This window comes from Massilia sp. (genome assembly GCF_032106685.1).
Classification (GTDB): domain Bacteria; phylum Pseudomonadota; class Gammaproteobacteria; order Burkholderiales; family Burkholderiaceae_D; genus Telluria.
Window position 1 is genome coordinate 47,375 of sequence record NZ_DAMCPG010000012.1, and the last position, 18,081, is coordinate 65,455.

16 protein-coding genes and 3 pseudogenes are annotated in these 18,081 nt (G+C 58.8%); 12 read left to right on the forward strand and 7 right to left on the reverse strand.

Features of this window, described 5'->3' with window-relative positions:
* Positions 1-111 precede the first annotated feature (111 nt).
* Together RT688_RS09335 and nudC are read left to right on the forward strand one after the other, a co-directional pair.
* Positions 112-642, forward strand: coding sequence for a DUF4142 domain-containing protein (locus RT688_RS09335; RefSeq protein ID WP_313704600.1), 531 nt, complete (start codon positions 112-114; stop codon positions 640-642).
* 66 nt (positions 643-708) lie between these two features.
* Positions 709-1,530: an NAD(+) diphosphatase gene (nudC, locus tag RT688_RS09340; protein WP_313704601.1), complete on the forward strand. Its 822-nt coding sequence runs from the start codon at positions 709-711 to the stop codon at positions 1,528-1,530.
* Positions 1,531-1,534: 4 nt separating this feature from the next.
* On the opposite strand, the gene RT688_RS09345 is transcribed toward nudC, so the two are convergent.
* Positions 1,535-2,431 carry a hypothetical protein gene (locus RT688_RS09345; protein WP_313704602.1) on the reverse strand — a complete coding sequence of 299 codons (897 nt, stop codon included), beginning with the start codon at positions 2,429-2,431 and terminating at the stop codon, positions 1,535-1,537.
* Between the two features lie 193 nt (positions 2,432-2,624).
* Here RT688_RS09345 and folE point away from each other — a divergent pair, with 193 nt between their 5' ends.
* The 3 genes and pseudogenes from folE (at position 2,625) to RT688_RS09360 (ending at position 4,495) form a co-directional block, all read left to right on the forward strand.
* Complete coding sequence (gene folE / locus RT688_RS09350; RefSeq protein ID WP_313704603.1) at positions 2,625-3,191, forward strand: GTP cyclohydrolase I FolE; 567 nt, start codon at positions 2,625-2,627, stop codon at positions 3,189-3,191.
* Positions 3,192-3,379: 188 nt separating this feature from the next.
* Positions 3,380-3,655 (forward strand): annotated as a pseudogene (locus RT688_RS09355) (transposase); the annotation flags it as partial.
* Between the two features lie 231 nt (positions 3,656-3,886).
* Positions 3,887-4,495, forward strand: coding sequence for a phosphatase PAP2 family protein (locus RT688_RS09360; protein ID WP_313704604.1), 609 nt, complete (start codon positions 3,887-3,889; stop codon positions 4,493-4,495).
* A gap of 3 nt (positions 4,496-4,498) precedes the next feature.
* Here the strand turns inward: RT688_RS09360 and RT688_RS09365 are convergent, their stop codons facing one another.
* The gene (locus tag RT688_RS09365) at positions 4,499-4,900 is read right to left on the reverse strand and encodes a hypothetical protein (RefSeq protein ID WP_313704605.1); all 402 of its coding nucleotides are present in this window, start codon (positions 4,898-4,900) and stop codon (positions 4,499-4,501) included.
* A gap of 147 nt (positions 4,901-5,047) precedes the next feature.
* Here RT688_RS09365 and RT688_RS09370 point away from each other — a divergent pair.
* Positions 5,048-5,605: pseudogene (locus RT688_RS09370) on the forward strand (RtcB family protein); the annotation flags it as partial.
* 126 nt (positions 5,606-5,731) lie between these two features.
* On the opposite strand, the gene merR reads toward RT688_RS09370, so the two are convergent.
* Positions 5,732-6,130 carry an Hg(II)-responsive transcriptional regulator gene (gene merR / locus RT688_RS09375; RefSeq protein WP_313704606.1) on the reverse strand — a complete coding sequence of 133 codons (399 nt, stop codon included), beginning with the start codon at positions 6,128-6,130 and terminating at the stop codon, positions 5,732-5,734.
* Positions 6,131-6,220: 90 nt separating this feature from the next.
* Between merR and merT the strand changes: the two genes are divergently transcribed.
* The 4 genes from merT (at position 6,221) to RT688_RS09395 (ending at position 10,182) form a co-directional block, all read left to right on the forward strand.
* The gene (merT, locus tag RT688_RS09380; protein ID WP_313704607.1) at positions 6,221-6,577 is read left to right on the forward strand and encodes a mercuric ion transporter MerT; all 357 of its coding nucleotides are present in this window, start codon (positions 6,221-6,223) and stop codon (positions 6,575-6,577) included.
* 156 nt (positions 6,578-6,733) lie between these two features.
* Positions 6,734-7,027 (forward strand): mercury resistance system periplasmic binding protein MerP, encoded by a 294-nt coding sequence (merP, locus tag RT688_RS09385; RefSeq protein WP_313704608.1) that lies wholly within the window; start codon positions 6,734-6,736, stop codon positions 7,025-7,027.
* A gap of 1 nt (position 7,028) precedes the next feature.
* Complete coding sequence (gene merA, locus RT688_RS09390; protein ID WP_313704609.1) at positions 7,029-8,663, forward strand: mercury(II) reductase; 1,635 nt, start codon at positions 7,029-7,031, stop codon at positions 8,661-8,663.
* 172 nt (positions 8,664-8,835) lie between these two features.
* Positions 8,836-10,182 carry an NAD(P)/FAD-dependent oxidoreductase gene (locus tag RT688_RS09395; protein WP_313704610.1) on the forward strand — a complete coding sequence of 449 codons (1,347 nt, stop codon included), beginning with the start codon at positions 8,836-8,838 and terminating at the stop codon, positions 10,180-10,182.
* 119 nt (positions 10,183-10,301) lie between these two features.
* Here RT688_RS09395 and RT688_RS09400 read toward each other — a convergent pair whose 3' ends face one another.
* From RT688_RS09400 to RT688_RS09415, 4 genes are all read right to left on the reverse strand, one after another.
* Positions 10,302-11,579: a site-specific integrase gene (locus RT688_RS09400; protein WP_313704611.1), complete on the reverse strand. Its 1,278-nt coding sequence runs from the start codon at positions 11,577-11,579 to the stop codon at positions 10,302-10,304.
* Between the two features lie 122 nt (positions 11,580-11,701).
* On the reverse strand, positions 11,702-12,184 hold the full coding sequence (locus RT688_RS09405) for a hypothetical protein (protein WP_313704612.1): 483 nt from the start codon (positions 12,182-12,184) through the stop codon (positions 11,702-11,704).
* A 52-nt stretch (positions 12,185-12,236) separates the two neighbouring features.
* Entirely contained in the window at positions 12,237-14,294 is a 2,058-nt protein-coding gene (locus RT688_RS09410) for a site-specific integrase (RefSeq protein ID WP_313704613.1), read from the reverse strand.
* Complete coding sequence (locus tag RT688_RS09415; RefSeq protein WP_313704614.1) at positions 14,287-16,677, reverse strand: hypothetical protein; 2,391 nt, start codon at positions 16,675-16,677, stop codon at positions 14,287-14,289. The genes RT688_RS09410 and RT688_RS09415 overlap by 8 nt, the downstream gene beginning before the upstream one ends.
* A gap of 80 nt (positions 16,678-16,757) precedes the next feature.
* On the opposite strand from RT688_RS09415, the pseudogene RT688_RS09420 reads away from it, so the two are divergent.
* Together RT688_RS09420 and RT688_RS09425 are read left to right on the forward strand one after the other, a co-directional pair.
* A pseudogene (locus RT688_RS09420) lies at positions 16,758-17,477 on the forward strand (RtcB family protein); the annotation flags it as partial.
* Between the two features lie 34 nt (positions 17,478-17,511).
* Complete coding sequence (locus RT688_RS09425) at positions 17,512-18,072, forward strand: (2Fe-2S)-binding protein (protein ID WP_313704615.1); 561 nt, start codon at positions 17,512-17,514, stop codon at positions 18,070-18,072.
* Positions 18,073-18,081: the final 9 nt, after the last annotated feature.

The window sequence follows — 18,081 nt, forward strand, 5'->3', positions numbered from 1 at the left end:
CTTTGAGCACGATGAGCTGCCATTAGTTCGGCACGGCTTTCGCGCGTGCGCGGGCCTGCGCATTTACCCGCGCATGAAACCTGAGCGCGCCGCCGCGGTCTTAGGATTTGGTTGACACTGGCAAGCGAGGACATCATGGCGCAAGCGAATCCGGCCCAGGCCGACCAGCCGACGCCGCAGGGCGAGGGACCGTCGGACGGCCGCGCGGGCGGCGGCACGCAATTCCTGCTGCAGGCCATGCAGGATGCGCTGGCGGAAATCCAGGTCTGCGAACTGGCGATCGAAAAATCCGGCAACGAGGAGGTCAAGACCTTTGCCCAGGCCATGGTCGACGAGCATGGCCGCATGGGACGCGACATCGAGCAGCTCGCCAGGCGCAAGGGCCTGGGCGCGCCCCAGGATTTGCGGCCCGAGCAGGAAATGACGGTCGAGGAATTGTCGAGCCTGTCGGGACGGGATTTCGAGCAGCGCTGGATCCAGTACAACATCGACGCCCACGAGCGCGACATCAAGGTCTTCCGCCACTACGCGGGCGAGGAACCCGATCCGGACATCCGCACGCTGGCGTCGACGATCGGCGAGACCCTGGCCGAGCACCTCAAGATGGCGCACGAGCTCGGCAAGAAACTGGCGCAGTCCTGAAGGGGCGCAGGCACGCGCGCGGCGCTCGCGGTATGATGGGACACCCTCTCATCCGTGATAGAACGTATGCTGCACACGCCCCCGACCTTCACGCCGCTGATGGCGGCGCAAGCCCATCCCGACCCGCTCACTTTCCTGTTCCACCACGGCCGCCTGCTGGTGCGCGAAGCCGACCTCGCGCTGCCCGACGCCGCCGCGCTGTCCGCGCTCGATCTCGACCCGGCGCTCCTGCAGCCGGTCGGCCTGCTGGGCGAGCGCTATTGCCAGGCCGGCTGGAGCGAGCGCGAGGAGGCGCCGCCGGGCTATGCCTGGCGCGGCCTGCGTTCGCTGTTCTTCGGCGACATGGACGAAGCGCTGATGGGCGTGGCCGGGCGCGCGGCCCAGATCGCCGAATGGGCGCGCACCCACCGCTACTGCGGCGCCTGCGCCCATCCGATGGAACGCCTGTGGCACGAGCGCAGTTTTAAATGCACCCACTGCGGCCACCTGGCCTACCCGCGCATTTCGCCGGCGATGATGGTCCTGATCAAGAACGGCGACAAGGTGCTGCTGGCGCTGCACCACGCGTCGGCGGCGAAGCGCTTCACGCCGCTGGCGGGTTTCCTGGAGGCAGGCGAATCGATCGAGGAAGCGATCCACCGCGAGGTCTACGAGGAGGTGGGATTGCGGGTGACCAACCTGCGCTATTTCGCCAGCCAGTCATGGCCCTTCCCGCATTCGCTGATGATTGCCTTCACCGCCGACTATGCCGGCGGCGAGATCCGCATCGACACCAGCGAGATCGCCGAGGCGCGCTGGTTCGGCCCGGAGGACGAATGGCCGGAGCGCGTGCCGCACATTTCGGTGTCGAGTGTGCTGGTTGACGCGCACCGGCCGCCAGAACCTTGAGAATCTAGGCCTCGCCCGGCGCCGCGGACAGGGCCGGCGTGGCGCGCACCACCGCCACCGTCGACGCCACCATGGCCGGCGCCGCCCGTGGTGCGGAGGCCGCCGCGATCGCCGTTTCCTGCGGCCGTGCCCCGGTGCCGCGCAGTTGCACCGCGCGCTGCAGCAAATCGAACCAGAACGGCGCGCCGAACAGCGTGGTCGCGGCCGTGATCAGCCAGCCGGCCGCCTGCAGGGCGAAGGCCGCATCCAGCACCGGCGGGAAGCTTTCCCAGCCGATCGGCAATGCCCACAACTGGCGCAGGGTCTCGGCGTCGAGCGCGCCCGGCGCCCCGCCGATGTGCGCGGCCAGCTGGGGCTGCTGCCAGAGGGTGCGGAACAGATTGATGCTGTCGATGTTGAACAGGATCGCCAGCAACAGCGAGATCAGCAGCGAGATCAAGAGCTGGCGCCGTTTATAGGCGCCCGACACCCGCTCCATCGCATTGTCGAACCAGCCGGCCACCAGCAATTGAAAACGCTCCAGGTCGCCGGCCGCGCGCGCGTGCAGGGCATGCAGGGCGCGCCGCACCTGCGGGTCGCGTATCGCGTCGATGTCGGCGCCGAGGCGCGCGAAGTCGCCCGGCACCTTCTGGATGCTGTCGACCAGGGCAATCGCGAAGTGCGCCGGTTCGATGTAGGATGGGCGGGCCGCGAGATGGCGCTCGTCGACCGGGTTGCCGTCGCTGTGCGGATTGACCAGCGGGTGGGCGTATACCATCTGGGCCAGCGCATCGAAGCGCGGGTCGTTGAGCATGCTTTTGATGCCTGCCAATAAAGTGTTGGCGCGCAGCCGGAACGCCGCCGCCAGCGCCTCCTGCAAGGTGGCGACGATCAGCGCCACCGTGCCGTAACAGAACGTCAATCCGATTGCCACTTCGAGTACCGAGCTTCCGAACATAGGCCGCCTCCTGTCGCATGAGAACCTGTCCACGCTAGCGCATCCGCGCAACAGATGAGTCCGGTTTGCTCAAGAATTCGGCAGACTGCGCGGCAGGCTTCGGAAGCCTCCGCGCATTTTCTATATACTGACGGCAATCGTATTTTTAGGGTTGAACATGTCTGACAAAGAAGCATTCACCGAACACGACTGGCGCCGCCTGCTGGCCAGCCTCGGTGAAGATCCGAACCGTCCAGGCCTGCATGAAACGCCGGCACGCGTCGCCAAGGCCTGGAAACACTGGACCTCCGGCTACGGCCAGGATCCGGTCGCCGTCCTCAAGGCTTTCGAAGACGGGGCCGAGCAGTACAACGAACTGATCGTGGTGCGCGGCATCCCGGTCTACAGCCATTGCGAACACCACCTGGCGCCTTTCTTCGGCAAGGCGACCATTGGCTATCTGCCGAACGGCAAGATCGTCGGCCTGTCGAAGCTGACGCGCCTGGTCGACATCTTCTCCAAGCGCCTGCAGGTGCAGGAACGCATGACCATGCAGATCGCCAATGCGCTGATGGAAGTGCTCGAACCGAAGGCGGTGGGCGTGGTCGTCAAGTGCCGCCACATGTGCATGGAAAGCCGCGGCATCCGTACCCAGGGCGAGGAAACCATCACCTCGTGCATGCTGGGCGAACTGCAGCCGAACCTGGCGCTGCGCACCGAGTTCCTCGCGCTCGCACGCGATTAAGCGCGCCCGACAATTCCCCCTATGGCAGCGTTGCATCGTCTTGCCGTACTAGCGTACTGTCTGCGACTCTGCGCCTTGCCCTAGGGTTTTGTCAGACGCTCCAGGAGCCTGGTTCGCGGCGGGCTGTAACGGCTCGCCGGGAACCCGTTCCATAACTTCGCCCTCAAAGGAGTTTTAGGGGGCGAACGATGGCTCGGTCTGAATTCCCCAGCGACATTCCGCGCGAGCAGTTCGAGCGCGTGCGTGGCATGCTCGAAGCGGCGCGCCGCAAGACGCGCCCCCGCAAGCACGACCTGTACGACGTCTACTGCGCGGTCCTGTATTTCCTGCACACGGGCGCCGCGTGGCGCAGCCTGCCGCGCGAGTTTCCGCCCTGGCGCACCGTGCACGAATACTTCACGCAGTGGACGATGTTGCGTAATGGCGGGCGTTCCCTGCTCGAACAGACGCTCGAGACGCTCGGGCGCGACGTCGAGCTGGCCCAGCTGCACCGCCTGATGCGGCCGCGCTGACAGGGCAGGACGGCCAGGCCCCGCGTGGAAGCACCGCAACAGTGGCAACGATATACCCTGATCCCGGGCATGGGCTCTACTGTCGAGCCCGGCTTTGTCACATTCTGTTGCGATTTCAAATCGTGCGCACTGGGCGGCTGAGCTAAGCTGGGTTATTGTTGTTTTTTCATCCCGGCGCCCCCGATGTTCGACCAATTGAACCACTACCTGTTTGCGATCTTCAATTCTTCCCCTGGCCTGGACGGCTGGCGCCTGCATGGCGCCATCTTTGCCGCCGAATGGCTGATCATGATCGTGCCGCTGGGGTTGGTGCTGATGTGGATGAATGGCGACACCGCCCAGCGCGAGGCCGCCGTGCGTGCCTTCCTGGCCGCCGCGATCGCGCTGACGATCAACAAGCTGATCGGCCTGGGGTGGTCCCATCCGCGCCCCTTCGTGGCCGAGATCGGCCATACCTTCCTGTATCACGCGCCCGACAGTTCCTTCCCGAGCGACCACGGCACCAGCATGTTCTCGGTGGCGCTGGGTCTCCTGCTCGGTCCCTTGCGTGAAGCGCGCCGCTTCGGCGCCGCGCTGCTGCTGCTGGCCCTGCCGGTGGCCTGGGCCAGGGTGTTCCTGGGCGTGCACTGGCCGCTCGACATGGTCGGGGCGCTGGTGGTGTCGACCTTTGCCGCGCTGCTGATCAACACGCGTCCTGGCCAGGCGCTGGCCGCGACGCTGGTGCCGCTGATGCAGACCGTCTACCGCCGGGTGCTGGCGGCGCCGATCGCAAGGGGCTGGCTGCGTCCCTGACGACTACGCTGGCGTTTCCGCTTGCTCGAACACAAGCTTGTCGTTCTCGTCGAGGTGGAACAGGCCGAGCGGCTGTCCGGTGACCTGCTCGGGCTCGTCCATTTCGGTGCAGCCATTGGTTTCGACCCGCCATACCAGCTCGCCGGCGCGCAGCGTGTAGACGTTCTCGCCTGAGGCAAACAGCTCCAGTTCCACATCCGCCGCCGGCAGCGTGGCCAGTTCGAAACGGCGCTGGCAGTCCGGCAGGTGCGCCGCGACCAGTTCCAGCGTGACATCCTTCTTCCAGAAATGCTCCTGCATCGCGCGCACGGTCAGCGTGTGTTCGTTGCCGTCGATGTAGTAGGTGGCCGAGCCGTCGACGCAGCCGGCCAGCAGCAAAGGCGCCAGTAGAAAAAGTTTTCGCATGCAGGGATTCCAATAAGGCGGACAGGGCGCCGCGGCCAGTATAGAACGCGTCCTTCTCGCCCCGCAACTGCCCAGCCGCAGGCTCCCGGACTCCCCGCTTTGTCGATTTGGGTGATCATGAAGCCGTTGCCGTCTTCACCACCCATCATGAACACGAAACAGGCTGACTACGAAACGCTCGAAGCGCAAGGGGCGAAACCGGTCAAGATGTGGACGCGCGGCGTGCCCGTCGAGAGCGAGGCCAAGGAGCAACTGAGCAAACTGGCGCAGTTGCCCTTCATCTACCACCACGTCGCGGTGATGCCCGACGTGCACCTCGGCAAGGGCTCGACCATCGGCAGCGTGATCCCGACGCTCGGCGCGGTGATCCCGGCGGCGGTCGGCGTCGACATCGGCTGCGGCATGATGGCGGCCAAGACCACGCTGCGCGCGAGCGACCTGCCCGACAGTTTGGCGAAGCTGCGCAGCGCCATCGAACAGGCGATCCCGCATGGCATGTCGCCGAAGACGCGCAATGCCCGCGGCCGCGACGTCGGCTCCTGGGACCGCCCGCCGGCGCCGGTGGAAGCCGGCTGGGCGAAACTGAAGGACGAATTCGACGCCTTGTGCCGCAAGTGGCCCAAGCTGCGCGGCACGAACAACTACAAGCACCTGGGCACCCTGGGCAGCGTTTCCCTGATTGAGAAGAATTTTGTCAAAAGTTGTCAGTTAGCTGCGTCAGCCTGGCTATCATGACCTTGCCCGTTGGGCGCTATCTGCCAGTGCCGCTTCGCGCCGTGAAGCACGTCAAACCAAAAATCCTGCAGTTCGTCCGAATTTCCGCGTCGTATGCTACAGCCCCCCGAGGGTCTCGATGATGGGGCACGACAGGTCAGCTCCTCCCGCCTCGCATTCCTTGATAAGCGTTTTCAGCGTCGTGCGTATCCGGTTTAAATCTTCGATGCGGGCTTCGACGATAGCGAGTTTGGCCACGGCCGCGTCGTGCGTTTGTCGGCAACCATCGTTCTGATTCAAAACCATCAAATCGTTGATTTCTTCTAGCGAAAACCCCAGCGTCTGCGCGCGTTTGATGAACCGTACCCGGGCGACAGCTTGGTCGTCATAGTAACGAAAGCCGCCAAGCTTCTTCTCAGGCTGGGCAAGCAATCCCCGCCGCTCATAGAACCGGACAGTTTCGACATTGACACCCGCTTCTGCTGCAAGTTTCCCGATAGTAAATGCCTGATGCATATATGTCCCTCCGGTCTCAAAAAATTCGCTTGACTCCGTACTATTGTACGGACTCTATACTACGTTTACCAGCCTTACTTTGGAACGTGGATGAACACAGAAAACCTTACAAAAACGACACTCGTTGGCGGCGCGCTGGCTGCAATAGCGGCATCCGCATGCTGTCTTGGTCCTTTGGTCCTGGTCAGCCTTGGCATAGGTGGCGCATGGATTTCGAACCTTACCTTGCTTGAGCCTTTCAGACCGGCATTCATTGCTTTGGCACTAGCTTGTATGGCATTGGCTTACCGTAAGATTTATCGTGCCCCTGCCGTAGAAAACTGCCAACCTGGAACGCTGTGCGCCATGCCCGAGACCAACAAAAGGTATCGGTCCATGTTTTGGATTGTTTCGATGCTCGTGCTGGTTGCCTTGGTCTATCCGTATTTCGTGCCGTTGTTCGTCTAGGAATACCGCATGTTCGTCAAGAGTAGCGTTACGAAGCGAACTCTCTGCGCAATTGGTGTTGCTTCACTGGTGTACGGGACAATCCTTGTCCTCCTGTTGTTTATTCCGGGCCTGAATTGCTGCCCAGTTATCTTTTAATCATTCGGGAAAAATATCATGTTCAAAACCCTTGTCAAAATTAGCTCGCTCATCGCGGCCGTCGCAGTTTCTTCATGGGCCTTTGCTGCACCAAAGACCGTGACTCTGGACGTTCCTGGCATGAACTGCGTCACGTGTCCGATTACGGTGAACAAGGCGTTGAAGAAAGTCGACGGCGTGCAAGAAGCCAAGACCGATTTTGCGACGAAAGAGGCTGTTGTGACCTTCGATGACAGCAAAACCTCCGTCGCGAAGCTCACCCAAGCAACTACCGAAGCAGGCTATCCTTCGACGTTGAAAGTAGCGAAATAAGATGAAAACACTGGCTTTTCACGTTACTGGCATGACCTGTGGCGGCTGTGCCACTTCGTTGGAAGGCGCGCTTTCAACGGTCGAAGGGATTCTCAATGCGTCCGTTTCCTATGATGAGAGTCTGGCGAAGGTAACCCTGGAGGCAGGAGTTGAAGCCGATGTCGTCATCCAAGCCGCAAAGGCCAAGGGCTACGCTGTGCAGTTGAACGACAAAGCAGCTGACCAGCGTGCTGGGCGTGGACCGGCATTAAAGGTGGTCATCATAGGCAGCGGTTCTGCGTCGTTTGCGGCCGCTTTGCGCGCAGTAGAAGAAGGAGCATCCGTGACTATCGTCGAAGCCGGAACCATCGGCGGAACGTGCGTCAATGTCGGCTGCGTTCCGTCGAAAATCATGATTCGCGCAGCGCATATCGCGCATCAGCAAGCGCATCACCCTTTTCCGGGCGTGAGCAAGAGCACGCCCAAGGTCGACCGTGCAGCGTTGGTCGCCCAGCAGCAGGGACGTGTCGAGGAACTGCGCCATGCGAAATATGAGTCGATTTTGGAGACGAATCCCAACATCGACCTGGTTCAGGGCCGCGCCCGTTTCATTGATGCGCATACCCTCGAAGTCACAAAAGCAGGTGGAACCACGCAACAAATCGTTGGAGACCGCTTTTTGATTGCCACCGGCCGTTCCCCGAACATTCCCGCTACACCGGGGCTAGCAGGAACACCTTACTGGACATCAACGACGGCGCTCATCGCGGAACAACTGCCTGAGCATCTGCTGGTGTATGGCGCCTCCGTTGTAGCGCTGGAGCTGGCCCAGGCCTTCCTTCGTTTGGGCTCCAAGGTCACCCTGATTGCCCGCTCAACCCTGTTGTCCAAAGAAGACCCGGCGATTGGTGCCGGCTTGCAAGCAGTGCTCGAAGCCGAAGGCATGCAAATTTTGACTCATACGCAGCTATATAGCGTACGACATGAAGATGGTCTGTTCTATCTCGACATTGGCAACCAAACCCTGATTGGCGACCAGCTGCTGGTCGCGACAGGCCGGCAAGCCAATACGGCTGGGCTAGGGTTGGATGCCGCCGGAGTCGACCTCGATTCGACCGGGGCGGTTGTTATTGATACGCATATGCGTACGTCTGCCCCACACATCTACGCGGCAGGCGACTGCACGAATCAGCCACAGTATGTCTATGTAGCTGCCGCGGCCGGCACGCGCGCAGCGCGCAACATGATGGGCGACGACGCGGTTCTCGACCTGTCTGTGGTGCCTGGCGTTGTATTCACTGACCCGCAAGTCGCGACGGTTGGGCTTACCGAGCAGCAGGCCGGAGCGCAGAAGCTTCAGGTGAACAGCCGGACCCTGACGCTCGACAACGTGCCTCGCGCGTTGGCCAACTTCGATACGGTCGGCTTCATCAAGCTGGTAGCCGACAAACAGACCGGACGCCTGCTCGGCGCCCAGATACTTTCAGCCGAAGCTGGCGAAATGATACAAACTGCCACGCTGGCTATTCGCAATGGGATGACTGTGCAAGAGCTGGGCGACCAGCTATTCCCTTATCTCACTATGGTTGAAGGGCTGAAGTTGTGTGCCCAAACGTTCTTCAAGGACGTGAAGCAGTTGTCGTGCTGTGCAGGATAAGCATTGCAGCTTCGAACCGCCTGGTAGCCACAACCTGGCGGTGAGTTGTCTAAGCCTGGATACCGCATGATTTCTTTAAGCCGCGCAGCGTAGGCGCTCCTGCCGCCCGACCTCGATTGAAGAGGCGACCTGATGCCTACTCATTTTCAATTCTCAGCATTGAAGAGGCATCATGGAAACGCAATACGACCTAGTCATAATCGGAGCCGGCACAGCAGCGATGGTAGCGGCTATGCGGGTACGCGCCGCAGGATGGAGGGTTGCGGTCACGGACTTTCGTCCGTATGGCGGCACATGTGCATTACGCGGCTGCGACCCTAAAAAAATGCTCATTAGTGGCACTTCAGCAATCGACCATGTCCATCGAATGCATGATAAAGGGGTAGCTGGAGATGTCCATATCGACTGGCAAAAACTGATGGCGTTCAAACGCTCCTTCACCGACGCAGTGCCGGCAAAGAATGAGCAGCGGTACCGCGACAAAGGCATCGACATCTTCCATGGTCGTGCCCAGTTCACGGGTAAGAATTCCCTGGACGTGGACGGCCAAGCGCTCGAAGCGAAGTACGTTCTAATAGCATCCGGTGCGGAGCCGGTTAAGCTGAACATTCCGGGCGAAGAATACCTCATTGATAACGAAGGCTTTCTTTCTCTCGAGGCACTCCCCAAGCGCATCGTTGTGGTTGGAGGCGGCTTTATCGCTGCCGAGTTCTCCCACATTGCAGCGCGTACAGGGACAAATGTCACCGTTATCGAAGGCGGCCAACGCATCTTGCAAGCCTTCGACGCGGACCTGGTCGGTTGGCTAATGGAGAAGTTTCAGGCACTCGGCATTGACGTTCGGACCAGGACATCAGTCGAGGCAATCGAGAAAATCAACAATGGTTACCGGGTACGGGCGTCTACCGACGGAGCCAAAGTCAGCGTTGATGCCGATTTGGTCGTGCACGCAGCCGGGCGCGTTCCCGCGTTGGCTTCGCTTAATCTTCGAGCGGCAGGCGTTGCGACAAGTAACGGGCGTCTGGAACTCAACGACTATTTGCAGAGCGTCACTAACCCCGCAGTCTACGCGGCCGGTGACGCGGCTCAGAAAGGTCCGCCTTTGACACCGGTATCAAGCCACGATGGGAAGGTGGTTGCCGCTAATATTCTAAGAGGTAACCACCAAAAACCAGACTACCGGGGTATCCCGAGCGTTGCATTCACTACGCCACCAATCGCACGTGCTGGTCTAAGCGAGGCCGAAGCACACCAGCAGGGAATCAAGTTCCGCGTGCAAAGCCAACGGGCATCAACCTGGTTTACTGCACGCCAAGCTGCGGAGCCCTTGTACGGGTTCAAGGTGCTGGTCGACGAACAAACAGACCTTGTGGTGGGGGCGCATTTGGTTGGGCCGCATGTGGACGAAGTGATTAACGTGTTTGCGCTGGCCATTCGGCATGGCATCACTACGGAGGAACTTAAAAGTACAATGTTCGCCTATCCTACCGGTGCTTCGGATGTTGGCTACATGCTGTAACCTGGTGAAATTCTCCCCGCGGTTCCCGTAAGCCGTCAGCAAGGTATCATCTCTCAGAGCTACCGTGATGCGCGGTCGGCGCTCCCACGGCCGTACACCTGTGTGGGTCCCGGTGGAACTTAGGCATTCATGCCCGAAGCCGATTCCGGTCCCTGGAGCAGAACGTGTAGTTCTGACGCAGCCGCGGAAACGACTTCCGTTAGCGAGGCTAAAAGGTTAGAAGGAGAAGTAGCGTTCTGCAACTGTCCACGGTAATCCACAAGCATGACGTGTAAGGACTCAACGACCTTCTTTGCCTGGAGCATGTCAAGGGTCGCCTGAAAGTTGGACTCTGCTTCAAAGGCGAGGTGGATGTAATGGTCCAGAGAGTCAATGCTGCTGTGCCCGGTCCATTCCATAACCTTTAGCTTCAACGTTTCCGTCGAGAGCGCACGGCGGAGGTCGTCCTCAGTCTGGTAGTGATGTGTTCGGATGAGGTCGCGGAAGATATTTGTGATGTAACGATGTCGGAAAGCGTGTAGGCAGGCTTCCTCATCTTCAATACCCGCAGCCTTCCTAAGTAAATACAGTTCGCTTGTATGCGTGTCGATTCCCAGCGGTTGACCGGAATCGACTCCAATGAAGAGGTAACCATGGTCATTGGCAAGACCTATGGTCTTCCGAATGACCTTTTGCCGATAATGCTTGATGAAAGAAAGGATTTCCTTGAGGTCAGCTTGTGTAACGGGCACGAAGCGATAAGTGTCATCCCGGCGTTGTTTCGAGTTGAATACCTTTAGCTCACCTGTTTTGGTCGCATCTTCGACATCCTGTACTTTTACGAGAGATACCTCCATGCGCCGACCACCGGTAATCTCGAGAAGGCGGAGCATGATGTACCGCCGTCGGGATACGAACGGCATTGCGTCTAGTGTCGCACTGGCTTCGTAGAGCCGATTTACCGCCGACGTCGAGATGGGCTGGCGCCTTCTCGACTTTCGGTGTCGTGGGACGGACTCGTGCACCCAGCTGGTTCGATTGACTGTTGATGCACCACCTTTGGACGTAACTTGCGACGTCTTCAGTTCAGCCCTAATCCTCCCGGTAGGGCCAATGAGGTTTAGGCCGGGTAGCCGGTTGTCCACAAACGCCAGGAAGTTGAGCACGGTTGAGCAAATCTTCGTAACTTGCTGCTCTGCACGCTTCTTTTCCGTTGGTTGTTCCTCATCCTTTTCCATTAGCAGCATGTTGACGAACATCTTGAAATGGCTGTCGGTTAGGTCTATAAAATCGACTTTATTCAGATAGCACCATCGGATAAGGTGGCTTAGGTTTTTCGCCCAAGTCAAAAGTGTGCCTCCTTTGTTTTTCCGGGAGCGCCCCTTTCTGTAGCCACTTAACAGGTAGAGATTGGCCATCCAGCAGGCTGTGCCGTCAGGCCACAGGAGCTGTGGAACGTCGTGCGCTGGGTACCCGCGCCCTGCATGTAACGGGAGCTTGCAATCCTCCGTTGTGATGCAATAGAGCTTGCTTTGACTGGTCATGATTGAGCGAGCGTCGGCTGTTTGAACTTCCTGAGTAATTCGCCCCGTCGCTTCTGGAATTCATCTTGTTTTCCTGCTGCTTCGGCCATTTGCTGCGCGAGGGCTAACACCTCATCAAGGCGCTGGCTCATAAGCGCGATGTCATTGGCAATTCGAGCAAGCTGTTCACTCTTTGTCGCCAGTTCGTCCTTGTACCAATCAATCGTGCCACGGCCTGCGCGGTCACCTCTCGTCTGAAGCTCCTTCAGCTTTTCGAGGGCAGCCTTTCGGTAGTCGTTCAGCGCCTCGTAGCCTCCGTCAATGATATTGTTGGCAATCGATTTATGCGTGTTTAACGACATCCCGACTATGCCGGACTCGGTGTATTCAAAAGCGGCGAGGCTGCCTTGCGTGGACAGAGCTGGGCTGATGGTTTCCCGCAGCTTTTCATCAACCGATTCAGGCGCCCGGACAAGCTTTACGAGGAGCTCGTATTCCATGCGTACTGACGCGGATTTTGGGAGGGATATTTCTTGTGCCGGTCCAGTCATCTCAGGCCTCATGTAGCCGAATAGGGTTGTTAATTACCTTGTAGAGGATGCGGTATTCCTCCCCGTGCGGGCCTTCGATGAACTCCGGCTCCACTTCCGCCTCTCCTGATGCCAGCAGGTCTTCAACGTAGTCAACAACGTCTCTTTCCGGCAGAATGTGCAGGTCATTGAGCGACAAGGCGTATCGCTGGCAAATGAGCTGTGCGAGCTCTTCGGTCGCGGAGTGGTCTGCCTTAATCATGTCCTTGGCGATGGTCGCTTTGACGCGGCTGAGAGCCTTGCCCGGAAGCGCTTCTGTAACGTAGCGGTATGTCATCGAGGGCTTCTTATGCCCAAGGAAGTGGCGCAGAACCTCGATACCTCCGAATGACCCTTGCCAGAAGAACAGCATGGCAAAATTCCGGCGGAGTTGATGTGCGCGGATATAGTAGCGCCGACCCTGGTCGTCTGTCGCGGTCTGGTGGTAATCGCAGAACCGGTCGAAGCATCGACGCAAATCAGATTGACAGGTGCCGTAGTAGGGTGGGTTGCTATGCCAGGCGCTGAAGGGGAAATCAAAGAGATAACCGTTGGACTTGTAGCCCAGTTTCCGCAAGTTAGTGGATAGCTTTGCTAACAGCTTGAGTGCCTCGGCTCCGATGTGGGGCAGTGGGCGAAGCGAACGCTGCCTATGCTCTAGGACGTTCGCCTTTCTCAAGTTGAAGGCGAGGAAGTGCCATCCAGCCTCTTCAACAATGCTCTCCTGGGTAAGGTCCTCCAGTTCCGAGACCCGCCGGGCCATGAGTGTGTTGACCAGAATCGCAATAGCTCCATACAGCACCTCCAGCATGCTGTAGAGGTTCCGGCCGCTCCTTAGTTGCGTAAAGAACTCCTCACGCGTGTCAGCGGTGGTTCTCCAGTCGGTGACTCCAAGCGCTCTCAGCTTGTCGGGAACTGGGATTGGCAGCTCTCGAATATCGCGACCAGTCGCAGCCAGGGCCAGATAGTAATCAACCAATTCCGTGCCGTACTCGAGGTAGAACTCAATCGCTTGGCCAAAAATAGTGTTGGCAACTTCGAAGGGAAGAGTAGTGAACCGTGCTCTTTCTTTTGTTCGCTCGTTCCGCAGCACTGTGGCTTCTTCCAGTGCCGTCAATGCCTGGTCCGAAATAAGTTCGACACCGTGTTGCCGTGCAACTCGCATGCTCTTGAGCGCGCCAATGTAGCTGGCAACGAATTCAGCGGCGGCCCGCTCGTCTTCGTCAAGGTTGTTGACCGGGACCGCCGGCAACTCCTGATTGAAACGGTGAGAGGGAGCGACATCAAGTCCGTCGAGGATTAGTCCGTCGAACTTCAGGTCAGAAAGAACCTGGTTGCCTATGGCAAGCCGAAGTAATCGCGTACGATTCACGCGATATTTGAACTCGGTCATTCCAGAGGCGTTCCCCGGAGAGTAAATGTCGTTCAGTTTCAACCACGCCCTTGCTTTGATGATTTGGTCAGCCGGGAGTATCCAATCGGATTCATTATCGTCCAGCTCGAAGAGTTCCGGCCAAGCTACTTTCGTTGCAGCCAGGTCTTCCGGGGGCACGTCGACCGTCTGCAAGAACGAAACAATCCGTTTCATGGGGGAGTAAATACTGGTTTTGATAGAGCGATGGGAGGTGAGGATGTCGATGAACAGCATGACATCGTCTGCTGTCACCATGCGGAATCCCTTGGCTGCCAGATTGAGCTCGGAACCTTGGAGCAGGAAATAGTCCACTACGTGCAATGCGACTGCGACACGCATCCGTGCCGTCCTCAGGTTGACCGTGATGCTACCTGTGAGTGACGGATGGGTTTGCAGGCAAAGGAATCGCTTGATGCTGCTCAGCAGGGAGCTATTCTTTGGGGCTGTGAGCAAGGAGCCATCGTCGATTACCTTTCGGAAGTCGATGAATGTCTTTTCGGGGCCGAACGTGCATTCCCACGTGTCAGCTTCGAACGAGTTGTTTCGCCAGGACGCGTGCTCAAGGGCCTGATTAGTGACCCGAAACTTGTTGATAAAATCCAGTTCTTTCGGCAGCGGGCTATGCACAGACCACCTCCATGAAGTTTGCCGGGCTGGTGTTGGCTGCCGCAGCAGACATCATTTTTTTAATGCTTCGGTCGTGAAACGCTGCGCTTTCCACATGCGCCTTAAGTCGTTTGCTGAACTCTGTCCAGTACAGGGCTTGTGGCGTGAGGGCGCGCCCAAGTGCCGCTGCCTGGGAAGCCGCCTCAGCTATGGATAAAAGGGTAGCGAATATGCCGGGGCTTGCAGCGACCATCAGTTCGCTCGGTGCCCGTCCTGTACCGGTGACCGCAGACGGTTCTGAAACTTCCTTTTCCTTTGGAATGAGTGGAGTCGTTGCATGGTTCTTCAGGAACTCGTCCATTTCAGCAGCACTGCTAAAGTGCAAAGCCCGCTGCATGTACGGCGTGTCCTTGGTTGCTTCAACGATAAGTAGATTCTGGAAGATTCGGACCCACCGGGTAGTAAAGTATTCCCAGAGGGAGTCGGGGAGATAGTGCCTTAAGGACGTCTCATTGGTGTTGCCGAGCTCCCGAGCCATCTGTGTGATGTCCATAGTTTCGAGGAAAACCAGAACGCCACGAGTTGACCTAATTCTAGGAATGGTGACATACGTCGCCAAACTCCCGAGCCGAGCTTCATGCGCAAGTGCGAAGTGCCGGAATGTGGAATTGATGTTACTGCTACGGATAAAGTGAGCTGGAGCGCCCAACGGCTTGCCGGTGTAGATAACCAAGTTCTGCCAGCCGGTAACACCGTTGTCCTCCATGTATTTACGAAGAGGCGCTGTAACTTCAATCCATTGTCGGACGACACTGGCGGCATCTTCCTTTAATAAAACGTCATGCCAACCATCGCCGGCGTCACGTTCCTTCAGCACGGTGAGCGTTAGTCCTCCGTCGGTTTCGACGGCGTTGACCCGCTTGCCTCTAACATCGAGTAGTTTCGCCGTAGCAAGAGCAGACTCGGAAAAGCGGCCATCATACGATGCGAGGAGCCCCATAAACGCCATGGCCTCTTGGCGTCCAGGTATCCCAAGGTAACGAGCGAGGCGTTCCTTCGAGACTCTGCTACGTGCTGCAAGGTCCGGGTAAACAATGGTTGGGACACGGGAAGTGTCGGTATATCCGGCGTGCGTCTCTTTGAAATACTTGATGGCGAAAGGAAAACCGCGCTCCCCCGAGGTAGAACTTGTTACCTTTTCGAGTTCACTGGCCGGCGGAAGCTTTTGTACTTCAGCGGCCAGCGCATGCCCCCGTTCACGGTCGCGGAAAAACGAGTCGAGGTGGCCGCGCAGCCATGACTGAACCATGGCGAAATCGGCCTTTAACTGTTCGAAAAGGAGTTTTGTAGCTTCCTCGTCGGTAATGTGTAACGGGACAGTCGTGATGAGTTTCTGGGTCACGACGGTTGAGTTACCATCCGTATCAGTCTTGACCTTTCGGTGCCCGATTGAATCGCCTGACAGAAGCTTTGGGTTGCCCGCAGGGTAGGCGCTTGACGGCTCCGCTACAATCTTCTGTTTAACGAGCGATTTCCAGTAGTTCGTGTAACGTGACCACAGCTTCTGGAGAGAGCCTAGAGTGCCTTCTTGGACAACGTCCTTTCGGCGTGTCATCTTCATGAAGTGGTACTCCATGAAATCGACCAAAAACGTCTGAACAAACGACGGCTCCATGAGAAGGTCTGGCAGTATCGGCTGGTGACTTTCCGCTCGATGACAGACAAACCGCGTGAACGTGGTGCCGAAGTCTCGAAGACTGGAATCCTTAGCCTTTGGCCGAGCTATCGAGCGTAGGCCCTCATAGAATTGATTCGTGAAGCGTTCACCGAGAACGGGCACCATGTCCCCGAGCAGGACATTGTACTCAGTGCCAGACTTGGCCTGAAGCAGGTACGGCCGCAGCCGTCGAACCTGCTCGTCATTAAGCTTGATTTGCTCAAAGGCCTGGACAAACTCATCGGGCACAGCCGCGGTCGCTTTCTGACGGTGGTCGGCGAGATTTACGGGTACCGTGGAATTTAGCCGCTTGAGCACCTTGTAGAAGGTGTATGCCCAGTTGGCTCGGGTTGTCGGTGATGCGTCTATAAACTTTTTTGAACCCAAAGCGCCATAAAACAGAACCTGAAGCGTCCGGAAGCGTTCAGTGTTGAAGGCGATAGAGGACGATATGCGCTGCTCGTCTATGACCCTCAAGAGGCAGTCGAACAGCAGAACGGCTCGTTTCGCGCTGCCTTGTGAGGCCGGGGACCCAGGGGCCGTTGCACCTAACAGCAGGTCCAATGCGTTGGCTCCGAGGCGTTGAAATTGAACGTCCGGGGTGTCCCATTCGTCAGTGGTTACGCGTAGCAGACCACTGCTGACAATTGTCAGTCGACTACGGTGCGCTTCGTCATGCTCGTTCACCTATAATTTCCTAGCATCTTCCTCTTTATCAACAGCAATAATGGACTGCTGACAATATGTTGTCAATCAGGGAAAGCGGCGGCAACCACTTCGTCGAGATCTGCCTGGACGAGGACAACTTCGTCTGGCTGATGCTGCATTCCGGCTCGCGCGGCGTGGGCAATGCCATCGGCACCCATTTCATCGAGCTGGCCAAGCAGGACATGCGGCGCCACATGGTGAATTTGCCCGACCAGGACCTGGCCTATCTCGAAGAGGGCACCGAGCACTACCGGGATTACATCGAGGCCGTCGGCTGGGCCCAGAAGTTTGCCCGCATCAACCGCGAGGTGATGATGCAGAACCTGATCCACGCGGTACGCAGCGTGATCGTGAAACCGTTCGAGACCCACGTCGAGGCGGTCAATTGCCACCACAACTACGTGCAGCAGGAACGTCACTTCGGCCGCGACGTCATGATCACGCGCAAAGGTGCGGTCTCGGCGCGCGCGGGAGAACTGGGCATCATTCCCGGTTCGATGGGCGCCAAGAGTTTTATCGTGCGCGGCAAGGGCAACCCGGAAAGTTTTAACAGCTGCAGCCACGGCGCTGGCCGCACCATGAGCCGCACCGAGGCCAAGCGCCGTTTCACCCGCGCCGACGTCGAGCGCGCGACCCAGGGCGTCGAATCGCGCAAGGACGAGGGCGTGATCGACGAAATCCCGATGGCGTACAAGGACATCGAGGCCGTCATGCGGGCCCAGGACGAGCTGGTCGAGGTGGTCCATACCCTGAAGCAGATCGTCTGCGTGAAGGGCTGAGAGCGCGTCCCAACAACCTTTGAAGAGTGAACCCATGCCAGACGACGAACAGACCCAGCTGGCGCCGATGACGGCGCCCTATGTTCCGCCGCAGCCGCTGACGCTGCGCATCAACGGAAGCGACCACCACCTGCAGGTCGAGCCGCGCGTGAGCCTGCTCGACGCGCTGCGCGAAACCCTGCACCTGACCGGCACCAAGAAGGGCTGCGACCGCGGCCAGTGCGGCGCCTGCACCGTGCTGGTCGATGGCCAGCGCATCAATTCCTGCCTGACGCTGGCCGTGATGCACGACGGCCGCGAGATCACCACCGTCGAGGGCCTGGGGCAGGACGGGCAACCGCATCCGGTGCAGCAGGCCTTCATGGACCACGACAGCTTCCAGTGCGGCTACTGCACGCCGGGCCAGGTCTGCTCGACCGTCGCCCTGCTGCGCGAGATCGCCGAAGGCCAGGCCAGTGCCGTCACCCGGGGCGAGCGTCCGCAGGGCTTGAGCGACGACGAGATCCGCGAGCGCATGAGCGGCAACCTGTGCCGTTGCGGCGCCTACCAGAACATCGTGGCCGCAATCCGCAGCGTGGCCGCTGCCCAAGGATAAGGAGGCCCC